Raw genomic sequence first — 20,840 nt, forward strand, 5'->3', positions numbered from 1 at the left:
TACTCCTTTCAGAGCGTTTCACACAGACCTCCCTAGGTACCACACGTTTCTTCCTCTCCATCCATCTGCCTCATTTATCATGCATGATTCCGTGTAGTTATTGGGCTTCGACTTGTGTTGCAGCCTTACCCTCATGCATAACCTCGTATGAGATTTCTGTACGTCAGACCAGAGATTTGCCCGTGGGTTAGTATGTTCCCCACATCCAGCTTCCTTCAGATTCCACCTCGCGGCGGACACCCTTGCCTTCGGCTATATCCTTCCCACTACCGGGTGGATTCGGGACTTGAACCCGTTAGAAACGTGCGCCGCTAGGCGCACAACGACAGGCACATCGCAGATTTTTGCGATGTGCCTGTTTTTTTGATGTCACTTAACAGTGACCGGCGGGGCGCAAAATCGAAGGGCGCCCCTCATTTTGTTATTTTGTTGTATACCGCTCCGGAATTGCGCCGCTCCGGTATGCCGCAAGCAGTTCTTCCAGATCTTTTATCTTGTCCTTCAGATCCCGTCCGATATCGGTATCGCTCACGCGCTGGCGGTGATCCACCCGTGCCACGATCCGGCGGTCCGAATGGATATCGCTCTCATTGGCGATCGCCGCCTCCGTAGATTCGAACGGATCATGCGCTGCAAGGATCAGCCCGTAGGAGTTGTAGATCAACGTATATCCGGCAATTCCGGTCTCCTTCTGATAAGCCTTGGAGAATCCGCCGTCGATGACAAGAAGCTTTCCGCCGCACTTGATCGGGCTCTCTCCCTTCATCGTCTTGACCGGCACGTGGCCGTTGATGATATGCGCTCCCGCCGGATCCAGTCCGAATTCGCGCAGGATCATATCCACCACTTCTTCCTTCTCGTAGAGCTTATAATACGGGTTCTTCTTCTCCTCGTGCGTGTCCTTCTCCGCGAGATAATACCGCTCAAAGGTAGCCATCTTTGTCTTTCCGAACAGCGGAGATCCCGGATTCAGCCAGATCCACCACATCAGATCCCGGCCAAGCTCCCGCTCTTCCTTCGTGCCGGCGACAAAACCCTTGCGGATATAATTTTCCAGCACATCATAGAGTGCTTTTCCCTTATACCGCTGTCCGGCAATCTCCACCACCATAAAGGAACCGTCCGGATTCAGCGGAACGCATCCGTGATACAGGAGATTGCCGTTGTAAACCTTGTAGAGGGAACCCTTTGCCAGAAGGAACTTCATGTGCTGCTGAAGTTTATCGCAGCCGCGGAACGCATGCACCAGACGATCGATGATGTCCTTCTCCTCATCGGTAAATGCGTACGGATCCTTCGGATCCACGGTCGGAAAACGGCAGTCCAGCATTTTCAGCTTCTTCCCCTCATACTCGATGGTTCCGTCCTCAAAATTCACGCGGTGAAGAAGGTTCCGGTCATCCATATGGAATTCCGGATGGCGTTTGATGATCTGTCCCTCCGCCTTCCACTGCAGAATGGAAACCGCCTTGTGAATCCGCTGATTGAGATCATGTTCCTGCGGATTATTCGTATTGTCCGCCTTCAGGGCAAAACACTTGCACGGATCATCCGAATAATAAGTATTCGCGTACGTCGCCAGCGGCAGCATATTGATGCCGTAGCCGTCCTCAAGGATGTCCATGTTGCCGTAACGCGCGCAGATTCGAATGACGTTGCAGATGCATCCGACCTGACCGGCCGCCGCCCCCATCCAGAGCACATCGTGGTTTCCCCACTGAATGTCGACGGAGTGATAGTTCATCAGTTTGTCCATGATAATATGCGGGCCCGGGCCTCGGTCATAGATATCTCCCACAAGATGAAGATGATCGATGACCAGGCGCTGGATCAGCTCGCTCAGCGCGATGATGAACTCTCTCGCTCTCTTCACTTTGATGATGGTGGAAATGATCGCGTCATAGTAATCTTCTTTGTCCATAACACCGCTCTGCTCGGACAGAAGTTCCTCCATGATGTACGCAAATTCCTTCGGGAGAGCCTTTCGCACCTTGCTTCGGGTATATTTGCTGGTGGACCGTCTTGCGATCGCAATCAGACGGTAAAGTGTGATCTTGAACCAGTCATCCGGATTCGGTTCATTCTGAAGAATCAGGCGCATTTTCTCCGCCGGATAATAGATCAGCGTCGCGAGCGACTGTTTATCGTTCTTGCTGAGTGTGTTGCCGAACACGTCGTCGATCTTGCGCCGAACCGATCCGGAGCCGTTCTTCAGCACATGATTGAACGCCTCATATTCTCCGTGAACATCCGTCAGGAAGTTCTCGGTTCCCTTCGGAAGGTTCAGTATCGAATTCAGATTGATGATTTCCGTCGAGACGGACGCAATCGTCGGATACAATTCCGCAAGACGGTACAGATATCTCTCTTCCAGAGATTTCATGGTTTTCCCCCTTTTCATTCCGGAAACATGCCGTTCCGCATTTCACGAAACAGATCATTCCATATTTCACGATATTTCAGCCGGCAGCATTTCCGCCACCGTCCACTGTTTCCGATTCTCTCCCGTCACAACCCGTCCGGATGCGGTTTTCTCAATCAGCGGCGTCACCGTGTGATTTCCCTTTTCCAGCGCCACCGTATATTCGGCCCGATACCGGTAGGATGACTCTTGGCCCGTCTCCGTGCCGTCAGAAGACGGATCCTCCTCCAGTTCCACTGAGCGGACAAACGCACGCTGAGCGCCTTCCTCCCCACGGAGAAAATCCGGAACGGGCTTTTCCGCAGAATAGGTGTAATACTCCCGGACCGCCCTCTCCGCCTGCTGCTTCGGAGAAAAGATCCATGAACCGTAAAGAGCCGCAGAAAGCGCAAAAAAACAGGCCGCCACTGCCACCGGGATATATCTCCTGTTCGGTTTTCGCACTGGCGCCTGTCTGTACATCTCATGCCCTCCGGTCCATCAGAAAAGAATCTGATAACTAAAGTGAAAATTATGTTTTCATTGTAAATTAAAGGGGCTTCAATTGCAAGTATGCAAAGCAATACAAATGCCGACCGGCAATGCGGTCATACCGCAAGAATGATGTCAGCCGCCACTGCCGTCCAGGTCATGAGAATGGCATTGATCACGGCTCCGGTATGATATCCGCCGGTCTTTTTGTAGCAATAGGTCGTGACTTTACAGGTGATAAAATAGGTTAAAATCGTGTTCAGCAGAGTTCCGTTGGCCCGGGACATCTGAACATTGGTGATGGCGGTGTAACCTGTAATCCACAGTTTCCCGTATGCATAGATCAGAAATGCCGCCGATGGAATGGTGCTGGTCAGCCATACGAGGAAGGTAAACCGGCCTTCCGACTGTCCCTTTATCTTAAGGCCGATGGTCTGGCTGAAATTAAACACACCGAAAAACAGCAGATACAGCGGAAAATATGTCAGGAATACACCGATCCGTCTCGCATCCAGCGTGTTCAGCTGTACCTTCCAGATTCTCGGAGCAAGTCCGGACAGAACATCGGCAAAGTAGGTAAGTCCAAACACCACTCCGACCGCCATCACTCCCAGAAGCAGCGACTTGAAGAAATTGGGCCATGTGGTTTTTGCATGCGTCAGGATCCTTTCTCTGTCAATGGTTCCGTCCCATCGAAATCGGATCGCGAGAATTACTACCGTCAGCATTGCGCTGCAGGCAAACCAGAATACAAATCCGTTGGTGTTGTTGATACGAAGAACTCTGTTGAATCCTCCAAGAAAATTCTGCCCGTTGTATATTGCCCACTTGCACAGAAGAGTGTTAATGACCGCCGGCATGATACAGTAAAACAGGAACGGTGCGTTCACTCCGGATACCGGTTCCGGCATCGGTCTTTTCACGCTCTCGAAAAACGGCATATCAAAGAGAATGGACAGCACCGGAAACATCATCATCAGAATACCGATGATTCCCAGCGCGGTTCCGAATTCCTTCCACGGATAGATCAGTCCTTTTGCCTCCAGAAGCGGCGCATGAAGGGCCTGGGAGAAGAAGTCCGTCATGATCAGGATCGGCTGAGGCAAAACAAGAGCGCTGGGATGTCCGGAATTACCGGTATAGAACACTCTCGCACTGCCGTCTGCAACAGAGCCGTACCATTTTCCAAACTCGATTCGATCTACACCGAGTGTCGTCGTAAAACTCTCCGCCGTATCCAGCTCTCTTGCTGAAAGATGCGCGCCTCCCGCCGGATACGTATTATCCCAACTGCCGATATATATTCCGTGATTGACGCCCTCCAGGTCAAATTGTCCCGCTGCCAGATAGAACACTGCCTTTATTCCTTCTGCGACGTGTTTCTGCTCTCCGTCGTCGGTAACCGCCCATCTGGCTCTCCCGGTGCCGGCGGAATGGCCGAATGCACCGATATTTTCATTGTCGACAAACGCAAGCGACCTCATATACTTCATCGCTTCTCTGGCTCCGTTGTCGGGAGCGCTCACCGAATCGGAACGGCCGATGGTATATGGATCAAAAGCCATAACCACAAAGCCTCTTCTCGACAGCTCAATGCATGGATCACTCAGGTTTTCCAGATTCGCGTTACCACCCGGCGCTGCAAGAATAGCCGGTGCCGGGGTCTCCGCCGTGGCATTCTTCGGGATATACAGTTTCGCGCTCATTCTGTGGCCGTCCGATGTCAGAAATTCCGTTCGTCTGACGTCCACCGCGCCCGCACCGGATTCCGCGTACTTTGCCATACAGAATCCGACTGTAATCAGGACTGCGGCGATGATGGCCGCCAATCCTCTTTTGCTTATCTTAAACATGATTTCCTGTCCTCCGTGCATCTTTTCTTTTACTGCTCAGCCGGAAGCAGCGCCCAGTCATGGAACAGGTCATCATAAACCCGATACTCGTAGCCTTCCTTGTCGGTTCCGGCGGCCTTGCCTCTTGCCGGGAGTACATACGTGTCGCCGTCTTTCAGCTTCGTGTTGTACTGAATTTCTCCGTTCTCATCGATGGTAAGATCCGGCCCGTAGTATGCCTGATCATCAAAATACCAGCCGTTCATTCTGGTTACGGAGTGATCGGTCTCGCCCCATGCATAGAAAATGTCGGAGGTATAGCCGGTGAGACGGACATTTTCTTCAATCCAGGCGTCGGATCGGCCCGCTTTTTTCAGCTCTTCCTTATATCGGGCAACAGTCTCTATGTTGTTGGTGTCCTGCTCGCCGTCAAATGCCCATACTTTCAGTCCGGTAGCCGCAACCTTCTCCCATGCGTCATCGTTAAACTGGGGAAGTCCCGTGTTGCCGATATTGCCGCCGAATGTGCCGTTCTGACAGATATAGCAGTCAATGTCAAAGTCATATACCGACTTATCCAGTTCGTAAGTCAGCTCACCTTCCCATCCTGCGCCCTGCTGTGCCGGATTATACTTTGCGCCGGCCAGTGCCTTGATCACCGCATCGCTCGCCATGGTACCGCGCGAATTCCCCTGAATGGCAATATTTCCGGTAATCTTATAGGTATCTATAAAGTACTTCATTACGTTGACGTCATCCGTCACAAAATCGTATTTCTCCTCATAACCGCCGTGACTGGCTGTGGATCGGTCATGAATATTCACCACAATCGCGCCAGTATCCGCCCAGGATGTCGTTGCGGTATCATACTTGATGCCGGTTCCTTTGTCGTCACATCCGTCGGCCAGCTTCCAATACGAAATCCCCTGACCCTGAAGGGTAAAAATGATGCCGTTTTCCGGTTTATAGTTCTCCGGAACATAATAGTATCCCTGAACATACGGATCTCCGGTTCCGTCGGACGCATCCGCACCCGTAGAAGGAATCTTCAGATCATAGAGATCTTTAAATCCTTTTTCTCCAAACTGGCGGTCAACGGTCCTGAGCCACTTTGATCCGGAATTGTACTCACCCTTTTCATCTGCCAGGCACTCCGCCTCTTCCGCCGGCTCTCCCGCATGGCGAAGTTTCAGTTCCAGCGAATGTCTTGCCTGATACCCCATTTTGGTTTCATTTGCCAGATACTCTCCGGAGTTTTCCTTACCGTAGTGAATCGCACCGTTTTCATCGCGGTACCAGTCTCCCGTGCAGTAGATTCCGAACGCATTGCGTTCGCGGTTTCCTTCTTTTGCGTCACCTGAATAAACGAGTTTATTCGCTGCCGTCGCCTGACTCGCACCGGATACCTTCAGTGTGACAACCTGACCGTTTACCGCCACATTGTCAATCAAAATCTGTCCATATTCCGGATTGAGCGATCCTCTGTCCTCCAGCACATAACTGTCCGGCGTAATCTTTGAGAGATCAACGCCATCGTCATATGTGATTTCCACTTCCACAAGACCGGTTCCGTACAACGTACCGTCGGTGTATGCCTGAATGCTCCTGACATGATCCATGTCCGGTGCCGCATTCGCTGCTGCGGTTTCCTGAACACTCTCCGTTGACTTTGCCTCCTCTGTGTTCCGGACTCCGCTGCCGGATCCGCAGGCTGCAAGTCCGAGTACCATCGCTGCCGTCGTTGCTGTCAGAAAAACTTTTCGCTTCCCGTCTTTCCCTTTTTCGTTAAACATAAAAAATGTCCTCCTTTGATGGTTAATCTCAACGAGGACATCTTAACGGCAATTTTATTCTTTTCACAGACAAAGATTTTGCCCGAAATTAGCGTTTTTTCGCAATATGTAAAAAAATGTTCAGGATTCCAAAAATTATTCTCTGCCCGCATTTTCCTTCAGAAATGCTTCTTTCAGTTCATCATCCACAAGGTCCAGAATCTCCTTTCGGATCGGCTCCGCCGCCTCTTTCAGCGTTTCCATGTCTTCCCGGCCAAACGAGACAAATTCCATGCCATCCGGAACGGTTTCGGCCATTCTTTCCTCCTCTTTCGTCATCAGTTCCAGAAGTGTGTTTTTTAACACCTTCCGGTATTCATCGGGAAGCGATTCATACGCCTCAAGGTTCATCGTAATCGAACTGCTCATATGAAAAAACGGAACATTAAGTCCGTAGGGCTGCTTCTCAACCAGTCCCTGTGTGCGCAGAATCTCATAGGTCGTCTCAATCCCATCCACTTTCCCGTCATCCAGCAGATACGTCAGTCCGCCAAGGCTGATATCCTCAACCCGTTTCATCCCCAGCGCATCATAGAGACGGTTGTGCCACCGGCTTCCTGAAGTACGGACCGTCATCCCGCGAAGTTCCGACAGACGCTCCGTCTTCCTGCCGGAAGAGATGATCCACGGTTCTCCCGTCCGCAGTCCCAGCAGTTCAAGTCCCTGTGCCTCATAGCATTCATTCAGTTTTTCAAAGAACTCTCCCGAATAGATCCTGTGCGGAACACTGTACGCCGGAAAGCAGCCGGGAATATCCATAATCGCCGCCTCCGGAACAATATCCGTCGTGGCCGATGTGCTGGTTGCGACAACCGAGAGCGTTCCCTTTTGCACTGCACGGCACATCGCAGAACCGGACCCCAGAATATTACCGCCAAAAAGTTCCAGTTCGACATCCCCTCCGGTTTCCTGAAACACTTTCTCTTTCCAGTCTTTCAAAAAGACGGCGTATCCATCACCGGAGAAACCGATGCCAAAGCGGAAAACCGGTTCTTTTGCTCCGGTTTCCTGCTTTTCCGGAGCCGATGTCTGAGCCGTGTCGAAACGGTCACTTTTGCCACAGCCGCCTGTCGCGGTTAAAACAAGGCAAATAAGCCATGCAAATAATCTGTTTCTCATATTCTCCTCCTGGCTCCGGCAGACGCCGGATGATTCCTCTCCGATATCGCAGCTGCCGGTAAAAAACAGATTTCCTCTCCGGCTTAAACCCTCACGCCGGGTCCGCCTCCGTCATTTGTTTCCGGTAAGCCCCCGGAGTCATGCCGGTTATCTTTTTGAAGACCCTTGTATAGTTCTGAACCGAATTAAAACCGCACCGGAATCCGATCTCCTCGACCGACACGCTGGATTCCGACAGCATTTTCATACTCTCACTGACACGGCAGCCGTTCAGATAATTCACAAAGCTTGTGTCGTTGTATTCCTTGAAAAGCCGGCTCAGATATGCGCTGTTAATGCCAAGATTCTGAGCAACCGCGTCCTGGGAAAGTGTCCGGTCGCTGTAGTGTTCCTGCAGATATTCCTTTGCCCGGATCACATACTTGTTCTGATTTTTCTGCCTTCCGTCCGAGAGAATCTGAATAGCAAACATCCCCGCTTCTTCGAGAATTCTCCGGATCTGCTCCGCCCCCGTCTCCGTGTCCTGACGTTCCATCCGGTGGTAGCAGACATTCAGTTTCTCCATATCGTCGGACTTTACTCCATTGGCCAGAAGTTCACCCATCAGCGTATCGACAAACATCATTCCCTCATCTGGGTCCGACACGTCGGAAATATATCCCCCCAGCATGGTTTTTGCACTTTCCACATCGCCTTCCGCCGCTGCCTTCGCCACTCTCACGCTGCGCAGCCGGATTGAATCATCGCAGCGGTCCGCACAGCCGGAATCGGTCTTGTTATAGATTCTGTAGTTTAATTCTTCCCGGGCATCCGCGTAAGAATAATTCAAATTCTCGATGCCGACGTAACTTCCCCCGTGGCTCACAATAAGTTTTGCCTTTGTCTTCTCTCCCGCGTAAGCCTCCAAAAGCGATTCCGTGAGACGGTTTTCCTCCTTTTTGACAGCCGAAACCGATACGGTCTTCGGACAGCCCATGATGATCACCAGAATATAATCATCGGTTAAAAATCCCTCCCTGCAGATTGTGCCGTCGTCGCTTCTTCCGCTTCCAAAGTATCGGTAAAGAGAGCTCATTTTCTCCTCTGCGGTTGGTTCATCCCGATTTTCCGGTGCCGCCATGATGACCCGGAAAACATATTCCATACGGAACGGACTCTCCAGAAATGCCAGCCGCTCTCTCAGATATTCCGCATCATACTCACGGCCCCGAAGCAGTCCTCCGTAAAGTCTTTCCCGGACAAACGGCGCCATCTCCGAAACCTTGTCCGCCAGATTCCGTTTTTCTTTCACCGTATCCTCATAGACGGTCCGGACAAGATCCAGCTCATTTCCCTTATCCGGTTCTTTCAGCACCGCCCTGCTGAGTGTTCCGATCGGCCGGTAGATCCAGCCGGATATGACCGGCACCACCGTCATGCCGATCACCGCAAAAAGGATGATCCAAAAACCGATCATCCGGATCACATATTCTGCGGAAATCCCGGATGTGTCGCTGCTCTGCCGTATACTGTAGATCCACCCGGTCTGTCCGGTCAGGGTCTGTCTCTCGGGAAGTGTTCCGTCAATTGCTCCCAGAACACTCAGTATGTGCCCGCTGCCGTCCCATACCTCCAGAAAATCCTCACTCTCTTCGATCGCCGCGCGAACCGGTTCCAGCAAGGCCTCCTCGTTCAGCTCCACCACCAGTGCCCCGTTTCTCTCGGGCGTTGGAAAATCCTGCCATAACGCTGCGCGCCCGTTGTTTGTGCAGACTGTGGTGGCGATTCCTTTTCCCCTCAAGGTTTTTCCCATAGCAGAATCACTGTATTCCGGAAAAAACTGCGCCGCCGGTGACTCTCCGATGGCGCAGACGGTTCCGTCAGATCCGTAGCACATATCATTGGGATAGGTAAAGAGCCAGGTTCTTGCTGCGATCGTGTGTTCTCTTTCATAGTTCGAGAGAATTTTCGCGATCTCCTGTTTTTTATACGGACTCATTTCATCCGCAAGCAGAATGGCCTCGGTCATGGTATCGTTCCACATGGTCTGCTGCATCGCCTGCCCCTCCGACAGAAGATTCTGGGCGATGAATTCGTCCGCAGTGACCAGAATATCATTCAGTGCATCTTCGGTCCTCTCATTGTATTCTTTTGCAAGAAGAGACTTTAAAAAGAAAAAGTTGATTCCAAACATGATGACTGTCATCGCGGACAGCAAAAGAAGGATCCGGCGGAATACCGGACTGGTCCTGATTTTTTTAATGAATCCACGCATCGTTCTCTACCTGATTGATCGCCGTCTGATCCGGCACACTGTGCATAATTATTCGCAATATTTTAACAATAACGAATATTTACAATATTTTCAAGTCAAAATTGGGAGTTTCCTCCATGGCAAAGCTTATCTCAGAATTTGTTCTTTCACAGCAAAAGCCCCGCGTACCGTTACCGGCACACGGGGCTCTCTCACTGTTTTTTTTCATTGCAGACCATCTCACGCAAACAGCGCGATCATGGCAATGCTCATCGCGGCAAACACCACCGCATTGATAACGAGAAGCAGGATGAGGACGATCTTCACCGCCATGGCAAAGAATCGCTTCAGCTCGTCCTCATCATTTCGATACTTCTCAAAATACCCTTTCTTTTTCAAAAAGTAAAGAGCGGCTGCACAGCCGATCGTCATCACGAGGGACGCAGCCATCGTGCCGAATGCGATGGCAAACACCGCAAACAGGATCGGCATAACAACACACAGCACCAGAATAATACTGCAGCCGGCCAATGTTACTTCCTCCTTAGTCGCACGGAATCTCCAGCTTCTTCAGATGCCAGATATCCTTTACATATTCCTCGATGGTGCGGTCCGAAGAGAACTTTCCGGAATGAGCGATATTGAGAATCGCCGCTCTTGCCCACCAGTCTTTGTCTTTATACCTCTCAGCAGCAAACCGTCTCGCCTGATCGTACGAGCGGAAATCCTTCAGGATGAAGAAACGGTCTGCCGGATTGCCTCCGTTGGAACTCAGAAGCGAATTGTAGATTCTGCGGAACTGTTCCGGATTTCTCGGTGAGAATGTTCCGTTGATCAGCTGCATCAGAATACGGCGAATATCCGCGTTGTCGTTGAAGATCATCTTCGGATCGTAACTGCCGCTGTGTTCGAGATCGATGACTTCCTGTGCGGAAAGACCGAAGATAAATGCGTTCTCTCTTCCCACTTCTTCAACAATCTCTACATTTGCTCCGTCCATTGTTCCGAGTGTCAGCGCACCGTTCAGCATGAATTTCATATTGCCGGTTCCAGACGCTTCTTTGCTCGCCGTGGAAATCTGCTCCGAGATATCCGCCGCCGCGAAGAGAAGCTCCGCGTTGCTCACACGGTAGTCCTCAATGAAGACAACTTTGATCCGTCCTGCGATCGCCGGGTCGTTGTTCACGATATCGGCAACCGAATTGATCAGTTTGATCGTATCCTTTGCGATCGCGTATCCCGCAGCCGCCTTCGCTCCGAAGATAAAGGTTCTCGGAACAAATTCCATCTCCGGGTTGTCCTTCAGCTGATTGTACAGATAAATGACATTCAGGATGTTCAGAAGCTGTCTCTTGTATTCATGGAGACGTTTCACCTGAACATCAAAGATCGAATTCGGATCCACCTCGATGCCGTTGTGTTTCCGGATATACTCCGCAAGGCGAACCTTGTTCTCATACTTGATCTTCAGGAACTCCTCCCGCGCCGCCGGATCGTCGGCGTACGGAATCAGTCCTTTCAGTGTGGAGAGATCGGTGATCCACCCGTCTCCCACTTTCTTTGTGCACCAGTCAGCAAGAAGCGGGTTTGCGTGAAGAAGGAATCTTCTCTGGGTGATGCCATTGGTCTTGTTGTTGAACTTCTCCGGGAACATCTCATAGAAATCGTGGAGTTCCTGATTCTTCAGAATCTCGGTATGGAGTCTCGCCACACCGTTCACCGAAAAGCCTGCCACGATGGCCAGATGCGCCATCTTGACCTGTCCGTCATTGATGATTGCCATCTTCCGGACTTTATCCATATCCCCCGGGAATTTCTGCATCACCTGCAGAAGGAAGCGGCGGTTGATCTCCTCCACGATCTGGTATACACGCGGAAGAAGGCGCGCAAACAGCTCCAGCGGCCATTTTTCCAATGCTTCGTTCATGATCGTGTGATTTGTATATGCGCAGCAGTGCGAGGTAATCTCCCACGCCTCGTCCCAACCGAGTCCCTCATCATCAAGAAGGATTCGCATCAGCTCCGCCACCGCAACCGTCGGATGGGTATCGTTCATCTGAAAGACCGCCTTGTCCGGAAGTCTGTGAATGTCGTCGTTGTGCTCCTTAAACTTCTTCACAGCCGTCTGGAGAGAAGCCGACACGAAGAAATACTGCTGTTTCAGCCGAAGTTCCTTGCCGGCATAATGGTTGTCGTTCGGATAGAGAACCTCCACCAGGTTCTTGGCGAGATCCTGCTGTTCCACCGCACCGACGTAATCGCCCCGGTCAAACGCCTCGAGGTTGAACTTGGCAAGCGGCTCCGCATCCCAGATCCGGAGCGTATCCACCACGTGGTTTCCGTATCCGACGATCGGCATGTCATACGGAACCGCGCGCACCGCCTGATAACCCTCGTGTACGAAAATGCTCTTGCCGCCGACCCACTCGGTGTTGACATAACCGCCGAAACGAACCTCCACCGCATATTCCGGCCGGCGAAGTTCAAACGGATATCCGTCTTTCAGCCAGTCATCCGGAGCCTCGACCTGATAACCGTCTACGATCTTCTGGCGGAACATGCCGTAGCGGTAACGGATTCCGCATCCGTATGCCGGATAGCCGAGTGTCGCCAGAGAATCGAGGAAACACGCGGCAAGGCGGCCGAGACCGCCGTTTCCGAGCGCCGGATCCGGCTCTTTGTCCTCGATGGCGTTCAGATCAAAGCCGATCTCATCCAGCACCTCGCGAATCTCTTTCTGCGCGCCGAGATTCAGAATGTTGTTTCCGAGCGCACGGCCCATCAGGAATTCCATGGAGAGATAATACACGCGCTTGGCGTTTTCTTTTCGGAGTTCCTCCTGCGTTTCCATCCAGTCGTCCGCGATCAGCGCGTTTACGGCATACGCCACCGCGTGATAGATCATTTGCGGCGTCGCCTCATCGATCCTGCGGCGGAATTTTACTTTCAGAGCTTCCTCAATGTTGGCACGAAATGCTTCTTTGCTGATTTTACGCATAACCCTACGTCGTCTCCTTCCTGATAAGGCAGATCCCCTTCCCTACCCGGCACATAGAAACTACTCCCGGGCAAATCCGGTTCTCATGGTCCGATGCACCAAAGGAGGCGTATGAAAACGCCCCCCTGATACGAATTATCCGTTTACTTTCGCAACGCCGAGCATGGTCTTCTCGCCGTTGATATCCCACTCTTTTGCAACACCCTTCATCTCGCCGAGAATGATAAGGTCTGCCATAACATCATGTTTGATCTCGTCAGAATACTTCTGGAAGATCTTTGCGATGGTCTCATTGTCATCCTGATATACGCAGATGTGGTCTGTCACCTCAAATCCCGCTTCCTTGCGCATGGTCTGGATCTTGCTGACAAGCTCACGCATAAATCCTTCCTCGATCAGCTCCGGTGTCAGTTTTGTGGAGAGGATGACCACAACTTTGCTGTCGGCCTCGGTCACAAAACCTTCTACCTGCGCGGTTGCGATCAGGAGATCCTCCTTGGTCAGCTCCACCGTCTCACCGTCATAGTCAAAGGTCAGCTTTCCTTCGCTGTTCAGCTGATCCATCGCCGCACTTCCGTCGAGCTCCTCAAGGCTCTTTTTGATCTTTCCGAGGAGTTTTCCGTACTTCGGGCCAACCGTCTTCAGCTGCGGCTTGAAGGTATAATTCGTGTACTCGCGCACATCATCGCGGAACTCAATCTTCTTGACATTCAGCTCCTCACGGATGATCTCGCAGAAATACTCCGGAAGCTCACGCTCCGCCTTGACATACATCTCGGCAAGCGGCTGACGGTTCTTCATGTTGGACTCATTTCTGCCCGCACGGCCGAGCACAACGATCTTCAGAGCCTCATCCATCTGTGCTTCAAGCTCCGTGTCGATCATCTTCTCGTCCACTTCCGGGAAATCGCACAGGTGTACGCTGATCGGAGCGGTCGGATCCTGATTCTTCACGAGGTTCAGGTAAATGTCATCTGCCATGAACGGAACCATCGGAGCCGCCGCTTTTGCGGTGGTCACAAGCGCGGTATACAGCGTCATGTAAGCATTGATCTTGTCCTGCTCCATGCCCTTGCCCCAAAATCTTGAGCGGCATCTTCTGACATACCAGTTGGACATGTCATCGACAAAGTCCTCCAGTGCCTTTCCTGCCTCCGGAATCCTGTACTGTTCCAGATTCTTGTCCACAGCGCCGACCATGGAGTTCAGCTTGGAGAGGAGCCAGCGGTCCATGACCGGAAGTTTGTCGTATTCCAGCTTGTAATCCTGCGCGCTGAAGCCGTCAATATTTGCATACAGAACGAAGAATGCATAGGTATTCCACAGCGTTCCGAGGAACTTTCTCTGACCCTCGGTAACCGCCTTGTCGTGGAAACGGTTCGGCAGCCACGGAGAGGAGTTGGTATAGAAGTACCAGCGGATCGCGTCAGCGCCGAATTTGCCGAGCGCCTCCATCGGGTCGACTGCATTTCCCTTGGATTTGGACATCTTGTTACCGTCCTTGTCGAGAACGTGTCCGAGTACCAGAACGTTCTTGTAAGCCGGCTTGTTGAAGAGGAGGGTCGACTCCGCATGCAGGGAGTAGAACCAGCCTCTGGTCTGGTCCACCGCTTCGGAAATGAACTCGGCCGGGAACTGCTTCTCGAAGAGCTCTTTGTTCTCAAATGGGTAGTGGAGCTGTGCGTACGGCATCGCGCCGGAGTCAAACCAGCAGTCGATTACTTCCGGAACACGGTGCATCATCTTGCCGCACTCCGGGCACTTGATCTCATACTGATCGACATACGGACGGTGAAGTTCGGTCTTCTCCGCATCGGCGATTCCGGTCAGCTCGGCAAGTTCCTTTCTGGAGCCGACCGACAGCTGATGTCCGCAGTCCGGGCATTCCCAGATGTTGAGCGGAGTACCCCAGTAACGGTTTCTCGAGATACCCCAGTCCTGAATGTTCTCGAGCCAGTTTCCGAATCTTCCCTCTCCCATGGTTTTCGGGATCCAGTTGATCTTCTTGTTGTTTGCAACCAGGTCATCCTTGACAGCCGTCATCTTGATGAACCAGGATTCGCGTGCATAATAGATCAGCGGAGTATCACATCTCCAGCAGTGCGGATAGTCATGCTCGAACTTCGGAGCGTCGAAGAGAATTCCTCTCTCCGCGAGATCCTTGAGAACCGCCGGATCGGCGCTGACTGCGCCCTTTTCCATCTCTGCCTTGGTCGGTTTGCAGCGCATGCCGGCAAACTTTCCTGCCTCCGGTCTCATGCAACCGTGATCGTCCACCATCTGAACGAACGGAGCATCGTATTTTCTTCCGACACGGGCATCGTCTTCACCGAATGCCGGTGCGATATGAACGATACCGGTACCGTCGGTCATGGTTACATAATCGTCGCAGTATACAAAGAATGCCTTCTTGTGCTGTTTCTCCACGGAATCCGCGGCGCACTGATAGAGCGGCTCGTATTCCTTGCGCTCCAGCTCGATACCCTTCATCTCTTCGAGGATCTCATACGCCTTCTCGCCCTCTTCCTTTGCCAGAGAACCGAGAACCTTGTCCAGAAGCGCCTTTGCCATATAATAGGTAAATCCGTCGGCTGCCTTAACCTTCGCGTAGGTCTCCTCCGGGTTTACGCAGAGCGCGATGTTGGACGGAAGAGTCCACGGTGTGGTCGTCCACGCAAGGAAGTAAGCATCTTCGCCGGACACCTTAAAGCGGACGATGGCGGATTTTTCTTTTAATGTCTTATATCCCTGTGCCACCTCATGGGAGGAAAGCGGGGTTCCGCAGCTCGGGCAGTACGGAACAACCTTGAATCCCTTGTAGAGAAGGCCCTTGTCCCAGATCGTCTTAAGCGCCCACCACTCGGACTCGATGAAGTCATCATAGTAGGTTACATACGGGTTATCCATATCCGCCCAGAAACCAACGGTTCCGGAGAACTGCTCCCACATGCCCTTGTACTTCCATACCGAATCCTTGCACTTCTTGATGAACGGTTCAATTCCGTACTTCTCGATCTCGTCTTTTCCCTCAATGCCGATCTCTTTCTCAACTTCCAGCTCAACCGGAAGTCCGTGTGTATCCCAGCCGGCCTTTCTCGGAACCATATATCCCTTCATGGTGCGGTATCTCGGAATCATATCCTTGATTACACGGGTCAGAACGTGACCGATATGCGGTTTGCCGTTTGCGGTCGGCGGTCCGTCGTAGAACATGTAAGTCGGATTTCCTTCCCGCTCTTCAATGCTCTTCTCGAAAACATGATTCTCCTGCCAGTACTCGAGAACCTTTTTCTCTTCCTCGACGAAATTTCTGTTCGCAGAGACTTTGCTGTACATAGTGTCCTCCTAAAAATTGATCATGTACCCAGTCATCGATGGAAAGGATCTTTTATGTTATGGAACCGAATGGAATGGTTTTTCTCACTCTCACATCCATAATATAAAAAAAACTCTCATCCGTAACAGGACAAGAGTTCTTGCTATACCACCTATTACTGCATACAAACATATGCGCACCGTTTAACGGGGGTAACCGTCCAGGCTTACGCGTCACACAGTTTCGGAATCTTTCCGAATCATCTGAAAAATGAAACATGCGTGATTTCAGCAGGCAACTCCGGAGTGATCTTCGCTGTCCGGCTTACTTGCGGCAGGTTTCCACCATCCCCGTCTCTCTCTTGCGTTCCGCCGGTGCTACTGTCTCCTTCACAGTCTTTCTCTCTTATTTTATAAACCGCTCTCTGAATTGTCAAGACAATTGGAACTTCTTGTTTGATATTTATTTAACAGGCAATTGTGTTTTTTGCCGCATTTTGTTATACTGACACAAGCACTTTCTGTGAGAAAATGCTAAAACTTCAAGGAAGTGATAAGTAGAAGGAGAACAGCTGTTATGGATAAACGGCACTTTACTCTGCTCACCGATCTCTATGAGCTGACGATGATGCAGGGTTACCACGAGATCAAAGACGCAAACCGCACCGTTGTGTTTGACGCCTTTTATCGCGTCAATCCGCACGGCAACGGATTTGCCATTGCTGCGGGACTGGATCAGGTCATTGAGTATGTCAAAGGCCTGACATTCAATGAGGAGGACATCGAGTACCTCCGGAGCACACACATTTTCAATGATGCATTTGTCGACAGTCTTCGCGATTTCCGCTTTACCGGCGACATCTACGCGATCCCGGAAGGATCCGTTGTATTTCCGCGTGAACCGCTGGTAAAGGTCATTGCCCCGATCATGCAGGCGCAGCTGATGGAGACTGCCATCTTAAATATTATCAACCACCAGTCTCTGATCGCGACCAAAACCGCCCGCATCGTCCATGCTGCCCAGGGGGACGGCATCATGGAATTCGGACTCCGCAGAGCCCAGGGACCGGACGCCGGCACATACGGCGCAAGAGCGGCCATGATCGGCGGCTGTGTCGGAACATCGAATGTTCTGACCGGACAGCTCTTTGACGTTCCGGTCAAGGGAACCCATGCCCACAGCTGGATCATGAGTTTCCCTGATGAACTGACCGCGTTCCGCAACTATGCGAAAATGTATCCCAATGCCTGTATTCTGCTGGTCGACACTTACGACACCCTCGAATCCGGCGTTCCAAACGCAATTCAGGTATTCCGCGAGATGCGCGAGCAGGGCATTCCGTTAAAGGGCTACGGCATCCGTCTCGACTCCGGCGACCTTGCCTACCTCTCCAAGAAAGCAAGAAAAATGCTGGATGCGGCAGGTTTTCCGGATGCGATCATCTCCGCTTCCAACGACCTCGATGAGTATCTGATCAACTCGCTGAAGATGCAGGGTGCGGCGATCACCTCCTGGGGTGTCGGAACCAACCTGATCACCTCCAAGGACTGCCCGTCCTTCGGCGGCGTATACAAACTGGCCGGCGTCCGCGATGACGAGACCGGCGAGTGGATGCCGAAGATCAAGCTGTCCGAGAACACCGAGAAGGTGACCAACCCGGGCAACAAGACCGTTCAGCGAATCTATGACAAATTCACCGGAAAGATCGTGGCGGACCTCATCTGCTTTGCCGATGAGACCTTCCCGGATACCGAACCGCTGACGCTCTTCGATCCGCAGGAGACCTGGAAAAAGACCAGACTTGCACCGGGCACCTACACCACACGTGAAATGCTGGTTCCGGTATTCCGGAACGGCGAGTGTGTCTATGAGAGTCCGAAAGTCATGGAGATCCGTGAATACTGCAAGCGTGAACAGGAAACTCTCTGGGATGAGTCCCGCCGACTGGTCAATCCGCAGGAAGTTCACGTTGACCTCTCCAAAAAACTGTGGGAGTGCAAGCGCGATCTGCTCGCCGAGTTCCACAAAGAGTAAAACGAGAAGAATCCAAGAACAAAGTCCGCAAGCGGACCTCGGCTCCCCCATCCCCTCAATCCTGAGGGGAGCCCCGCGGACTTTGCGCGCCGCCGCTGGTCACCGTTAGGTGACAGCTTCCTTACAGCGGCGTGCGCATTCTCGCGGAGCGTTTTGGTTCATAGGGAATTTCAGAGAAATTTCCTATGAACCAAAAGAACTTCCGGCCACGGCCGGAAGTTCTCTTTTTTTAGCTTTCTTTTTCTTTGCGCTCTTTTTCTTTGCGCTCTTTTTTCTAGGAAGTGATCCGCGTTTCCGAATGAAACAAAAGACACTCCCCAGGAATGCGTGTCGACGCGAATCACCTTGCGGTGACCAGCTTCGACGCGCATATTTCTTTTCCCGCTCCTCGCATCATATCGGAGCGAAACGTCGCAATGTTTACGCCTCAAATTCCTGAGCAAGTTCCAGAGTATGCTCTCTGTTCAGTCTCTTGCAGACTTCCACAAAGGTCGTCAGCGGAACATCATGAACCTGCTTGTTGTTTCCGCGGATGTTGATGGAAACGGTATTCTCTTCCGCCTCCTTGTCGCCGAGAACAAGAATGTACGGATCCTTGTAATTCTTGAAGCCCTTGATCTTGGTCTTCATGTTGTTGTCGGAATAATCCGCCTCAACACGGATGCCGGCATCTTCCAGAGCCTTCACAACCTTTTTCGCGTACTCGTTGTGCTCCTCACGGATCGGAACAACGGCAACCTGATACGGGTTCAGCCAGAACGGGAACAGACCCTTGAAGTTCTCGATGATGATGCCGAGGAAACGCTCCAGAGAGCCGTAGATTGCGCGGTGAAGAACAACCGGCATCTCCTGCTCACCCTTCTCGTTGATGTAAGTCAGACCGAAGTTGTGCGGAAGCTGGAAGTCGAGCTGAACGGTACCGCACTGCCACTCTCTTCCGAGTGCATCCTTGATCTGAAGGTCGATCTTCGGGCCGTAGAACGCACCGTCGCCTTCATTGATCTCATAGCCGCCCTCGCCATACTTCTCGTCGAGAATGGACTTCAGGTCAGCCTCTGCCTTGTTCCAAACTTCGATATCGCCCATGAAATCATCCGGACGGGTGGAAAGCTCGGCGCGGTAGGTTACACCAAAGGTGGAGTAGATCTCATCCGCGATGGAAATGATGTCCGCGATCTCATCCTTGATCTGGGAATCCATTACAAAGGTGTGATCATCATCCTGACGGAACTCCTGTACACGGAAAAGGCCGTTCATCTGACCGGACTTCTCCTTGCGGTGAAGCACATCATACTCGCTGTAACGGATCGGAAGCTCTTTGTAGGAATGGGTGGTTCTCTTGAAGGTCATCATCGCATTCGGACAGTTCATCGGCTTTGCCGCCATGGTGTCGATCTCGTCACGGTTGTAGATGGCGGAACCTGCTCTCATCTTGACCGTCTTGGTCGGAGCATTCTCATCGGTTGCGCTCTCCGCGATCTCCGCCATATCCGCGTCGGCTCTCAGATAACCGGAAACGCCCGGTACCATGAACATGTTGTTGATGTAGTGAGCCCAGTGGCCGGAAATGAGCCAGAGTTTCTTGTTGTTGATGAGCGGAGCGGAGATCTCGGTGTAACCGTGTCTCTCCTGAATCTCACGGGAGTATTTCAGCAGCGCCTGATACATTTTCCAGCCGCGCGGCAGCCAGTACGGCATACCCGGAGCAGTCTCGTCGAACATGAAGAGATCGAGAGCTGCACCGATCTTCTTGTGGTCGCGCTCAAGTGCTTCCCTGATCATATCGAGGTGAGCCTTGAGTTCCTCTTTGGTCGGGAATGCGTATACATAGACACGCTGAAGAACGATGCCTCTCTTCTCGTCGCCTCTCCAGTATGCGGAGGATACGGATTTTACCTTGAATGCGGCGCTGGAGAGATCCGCGGAATTGTCAACGTGCGGGCCTCTGCACAGGTCAATGTAGTCGTCACCGGTATTGTAGACGGTGATCATCTCGTCTTCCGGAAGGTCCTGGATCAACTCAGTCTTGAACTTCTGGTCCTTGAAGATCTCCAGTGCCTCGGCTCTGGAAACCTCTTTTCTTACCCAGTCCTCTTTTCTCTTGATGATCTCGTGCATCTTCTGCTCGATCTGCGCGAAATCATCCGTGGAAACGGTTCTCGGAAGAACAAAATCATAGTAGAAACCATCGTCAATCTGCGGTCCGATGGCATACTGAACTTCCTTGCCGAAAATCTCGATCATTGCCTTTGCCAGAATGTGGCTCAGGGAGTGACGATAGCGGTCCATAAACTCTTCTTTAATCATGGCTTTTCTCCTTTTTTTAAATTATAAAATCAATGTCCGCAGGCGGACTTCGATTCATCCATCTTTGTATTCCTGTGGGGGGGGCACGCGGACTTTGCGCGCCGCCGCTGGTCACCGCAAGGTGACATTTTCTACAAGAACAAAGTCCGCAAGCGGACTTCGGCTCCCCCATCCCCTCAGTCCTGAGGGGAGCCCCGCGGACTTTGCGCGCCGCCGCTGGTCACCGTTAGGTGACAGCTTCCTTACAGCGGCGTGCGCATCCTCGCGGAGCGTTTT

11 protein-coding genes are annotated in these 20,840 nt (G+C 51.9%); 1 reads left to right on the top strand and 10 read right to left on the bottom strand.

What is annotated here, in order from left to right:
- Positions 1-421: 421 nt before the first annotated feature.
- From BR86_RS0113100 to ileS, 9 genes are all read right to left on the bottom strand, one after another.
- Positions 422-2,383 carry a fructose-bisphosphatase class III gene (locus BR86_RS0113100; protein ID WP_031474607.1) on the bottom strand — a complete coding sequence of 654 codons (1,962 nt, stop codon included), beginning with the start codon at positions 2,381-2,383 and terminating at the stop codon, positions 422-424.
- 66 nt (positions 2,384-2,449) lie between these two features.
- Positions 2,450-2,884 carry a hypothetical protein gene (locus BR86_RS0113105; protein ID WP_031474609.1) on the bottom strand — a complete coding sequence of 145 codons (435 nt, stop codon included), beginning with the start codon at positions 2,882-2,884 and terminating at the stop codon, positions 2,450-2,452.
- A gap of 125 nt (positions 2,885-3,009) precedes the next feature.
- Positions 3,010-4,746, bottom strand: a complete 1,737-nt coding sequence (locus BR86_RS0113110; protein ID WP_031474611.1) for an alpha/beta hydrolase — start codon at positions 4,744-4,746, stop codon at positions 3,010-3,012.
- 29 nt (positions 4,747-4,775) lie between these two features.
- A complete protein-coding gene (locus BR86_RS0113115) occupies positions 4,776-6,518 on the bottom strand; it encodes a hypothetical protein (protein WP_051684819.1) in 1,743 nt (580 codons plus the stop codon).
- Positions 6,519-6,653: 135 nt separating this feature from the next.
- Positions 6,654-7,676: a TRAP transporter substrate-binding protein gene (locus BR86_RS0113120; RefSeq protein ID WP_031474615.1), complete on the bottom strand. Its 1,023-nt coding sequence runs from the start codon at positions 7,674-7,676 to the stop codon at positions 6,654-6,656.
- 91 nt (positions 7,677-7,767) lie between these two features.
- Positions 7,768-9,930, bottom strand: a complete 2,163-nt coding sequence (locus tag BR86_RS0113125) for a helix-turn-helix domain-containing protein (RefSeq protein WP_031474617.1) — start codon at positions 9,928-9,930, stop codon at positions 7,768-7,770.
- A gap of 219 nt (positions 9,931-10,149) precedes the next feature.
- Complete coding sequence (locus BR86_RS0113130) at positions 10,150-10,440, bottom strand: hypothetical protein (protein WP_031474619.1); 291 nt, start codon at positions 10,438-10,440, stop codon at positions 10,150-10,152.
- Positions 10,441-10,453: 13 nt separating this feature from the next.
- Positions 10,454-12,907, bottom strand: coding sequence for a glycogen/starch/alpha-glucan phosphorylase (locus BR86_RS0113135; RefSeq protein ID WP_031474621.1), 2,454 nt, complete (start codon positions 12,905-12,907; stop codon positions 10,454-10,456).
- A 135-nt stretch (positions 12,908-13,042) separates the two neighbouring features.
- The gene (gene ileS / locus BR86_RS0113140; RefSeq protein ID WP_031474623.1) at positions 13,043-16,243 is read right to left on the bottom strand and encodes an isoleucine--tRNA ligase; all 3,201 of its coding nucleotides are present in this window, start codon (positions 16,241-16,243) and stop codon (positions 13,043-13,045) included.
- Between the two features lie 556 nt (positions 16,244-16,799).
- Here ileS and BR86_RS0113145 point away from each other — a divergent pair.
- Positions 16,800-18,257, top strand: a complete 1,458-nt coding sequence (locus BR86_RS0113145) for a nicotinate phosphoribosyltransferase (RefSeq protein ID WP_031474625.1) — start codon at positions 16,800-16,802, stop codon at positions 18,255-18,257.
- Positions 18,258-18,677: 420 nt separating this feature from the next.
- On the opposite strand, the gene BR86_RS0113155 is transcribed toward BR86_RS0113145, so the two are convergent.
- On the bottom strand, positions 18,678-20,564 hold the full coding sequence (locus tag BR86_RS0113155) for a threonine--tRNA ligase (RefSeq protein WP_031474629.1): 1,887 nt from the start codon (positions 20,562-20,564) through the stop codon (positions 18,678-18,680).
- Positions 20,565-20,840: the final 276 nt, after the last annotated feature.

This window comes from [Clostridium] aminophilum DSM 10710 (genome assembly GCF_000711825.1).
Taxonomy (GTDB): domain Bacteria; phylum Bacillota; class Clostridia; order Lachnospirales; family Lachnospiraceae; genus Clostridium_R; species Clostridium_R aminophilum.

What these genes read in the sequence shown, in the direction of transcription:
- ileS (WP_031474623.1), bottom strand. Translation starts at nt 16,243, where the DNA reads ATGTACAGCAAAGTCTCTGCGAACAGAAATTTCGTCGAGGAAGAGAAA.
- BR86_RS0113145 (WP_031474625.1), top strand. Translation starts at nt 16,800, where the DNA reads ATGGATAAACGGCACTTTACTCTGCTCACCGATCTCTATGAGCTGACG.
- BR86_RS0113125 (WP_031474617.1), bottom strand. Translation starts at nt 9,930, where the DNA reads ATGCGTGGATTCATTAAAAAAATCAGGACCAGTCCGGTATTCCGCCGG.
- BR86_RS0113100 (WP_031474607.1), bottom strand. Translation starts at nt 2,383, where the DNA reads ATGAAATCTCTGGAAGAGAGATATCTGTACCGTCTTGCGGAATTGTAT.
- BR86_RS0113120 (WP_031474615.1), bottom strand. Translation starts at nt 7,676, where the DNA reads ATGAGAAACAGATTATTTGCATGGCTTATTTGCCTTGTTTTAACCGCG.
- BR86_RS0113105 (WP_031474609.1), bottom strand. Translation starts at nt 2,884, where the DNA reads ATGTACAGACAGGCGCCAGTGCGAAAACCGAACAGGAGATATATCCCG.
- BR86_RS0113110 (WP_031474611.1), bottom strand. Translation starts at nt 4,746, where the DNA reads ATGTTTAAGATAAGCAAAAGAGGATTGGCGGCCATCATCGCCGCAGTC.
- BR86_RS0113155 (WP_031474629.1), bottom strand. Translation starts at nt 20,564, where the DNA reads ATGATTAAAGAAGAGTTTATGGACCGCTATCGTCACTCCCTGAGCCAC.
- BR86_RS0113115 (WP_051684819.1), bottom strand. Translation starts at nt 6,518, where the DNA reads ATGTTTAACGAAAAAGGGAAAGACGGGAAGCGAAAAGTTTTTCTGACA.
- BR86_RS0113135 (WP_031474621.1), bottom strand. Translation starts at nt 12,907, where the DNA reads ATGCGTAAAATCAGCAAAGAAGCATTTCGTGCCAACATTGAGGAAGCT.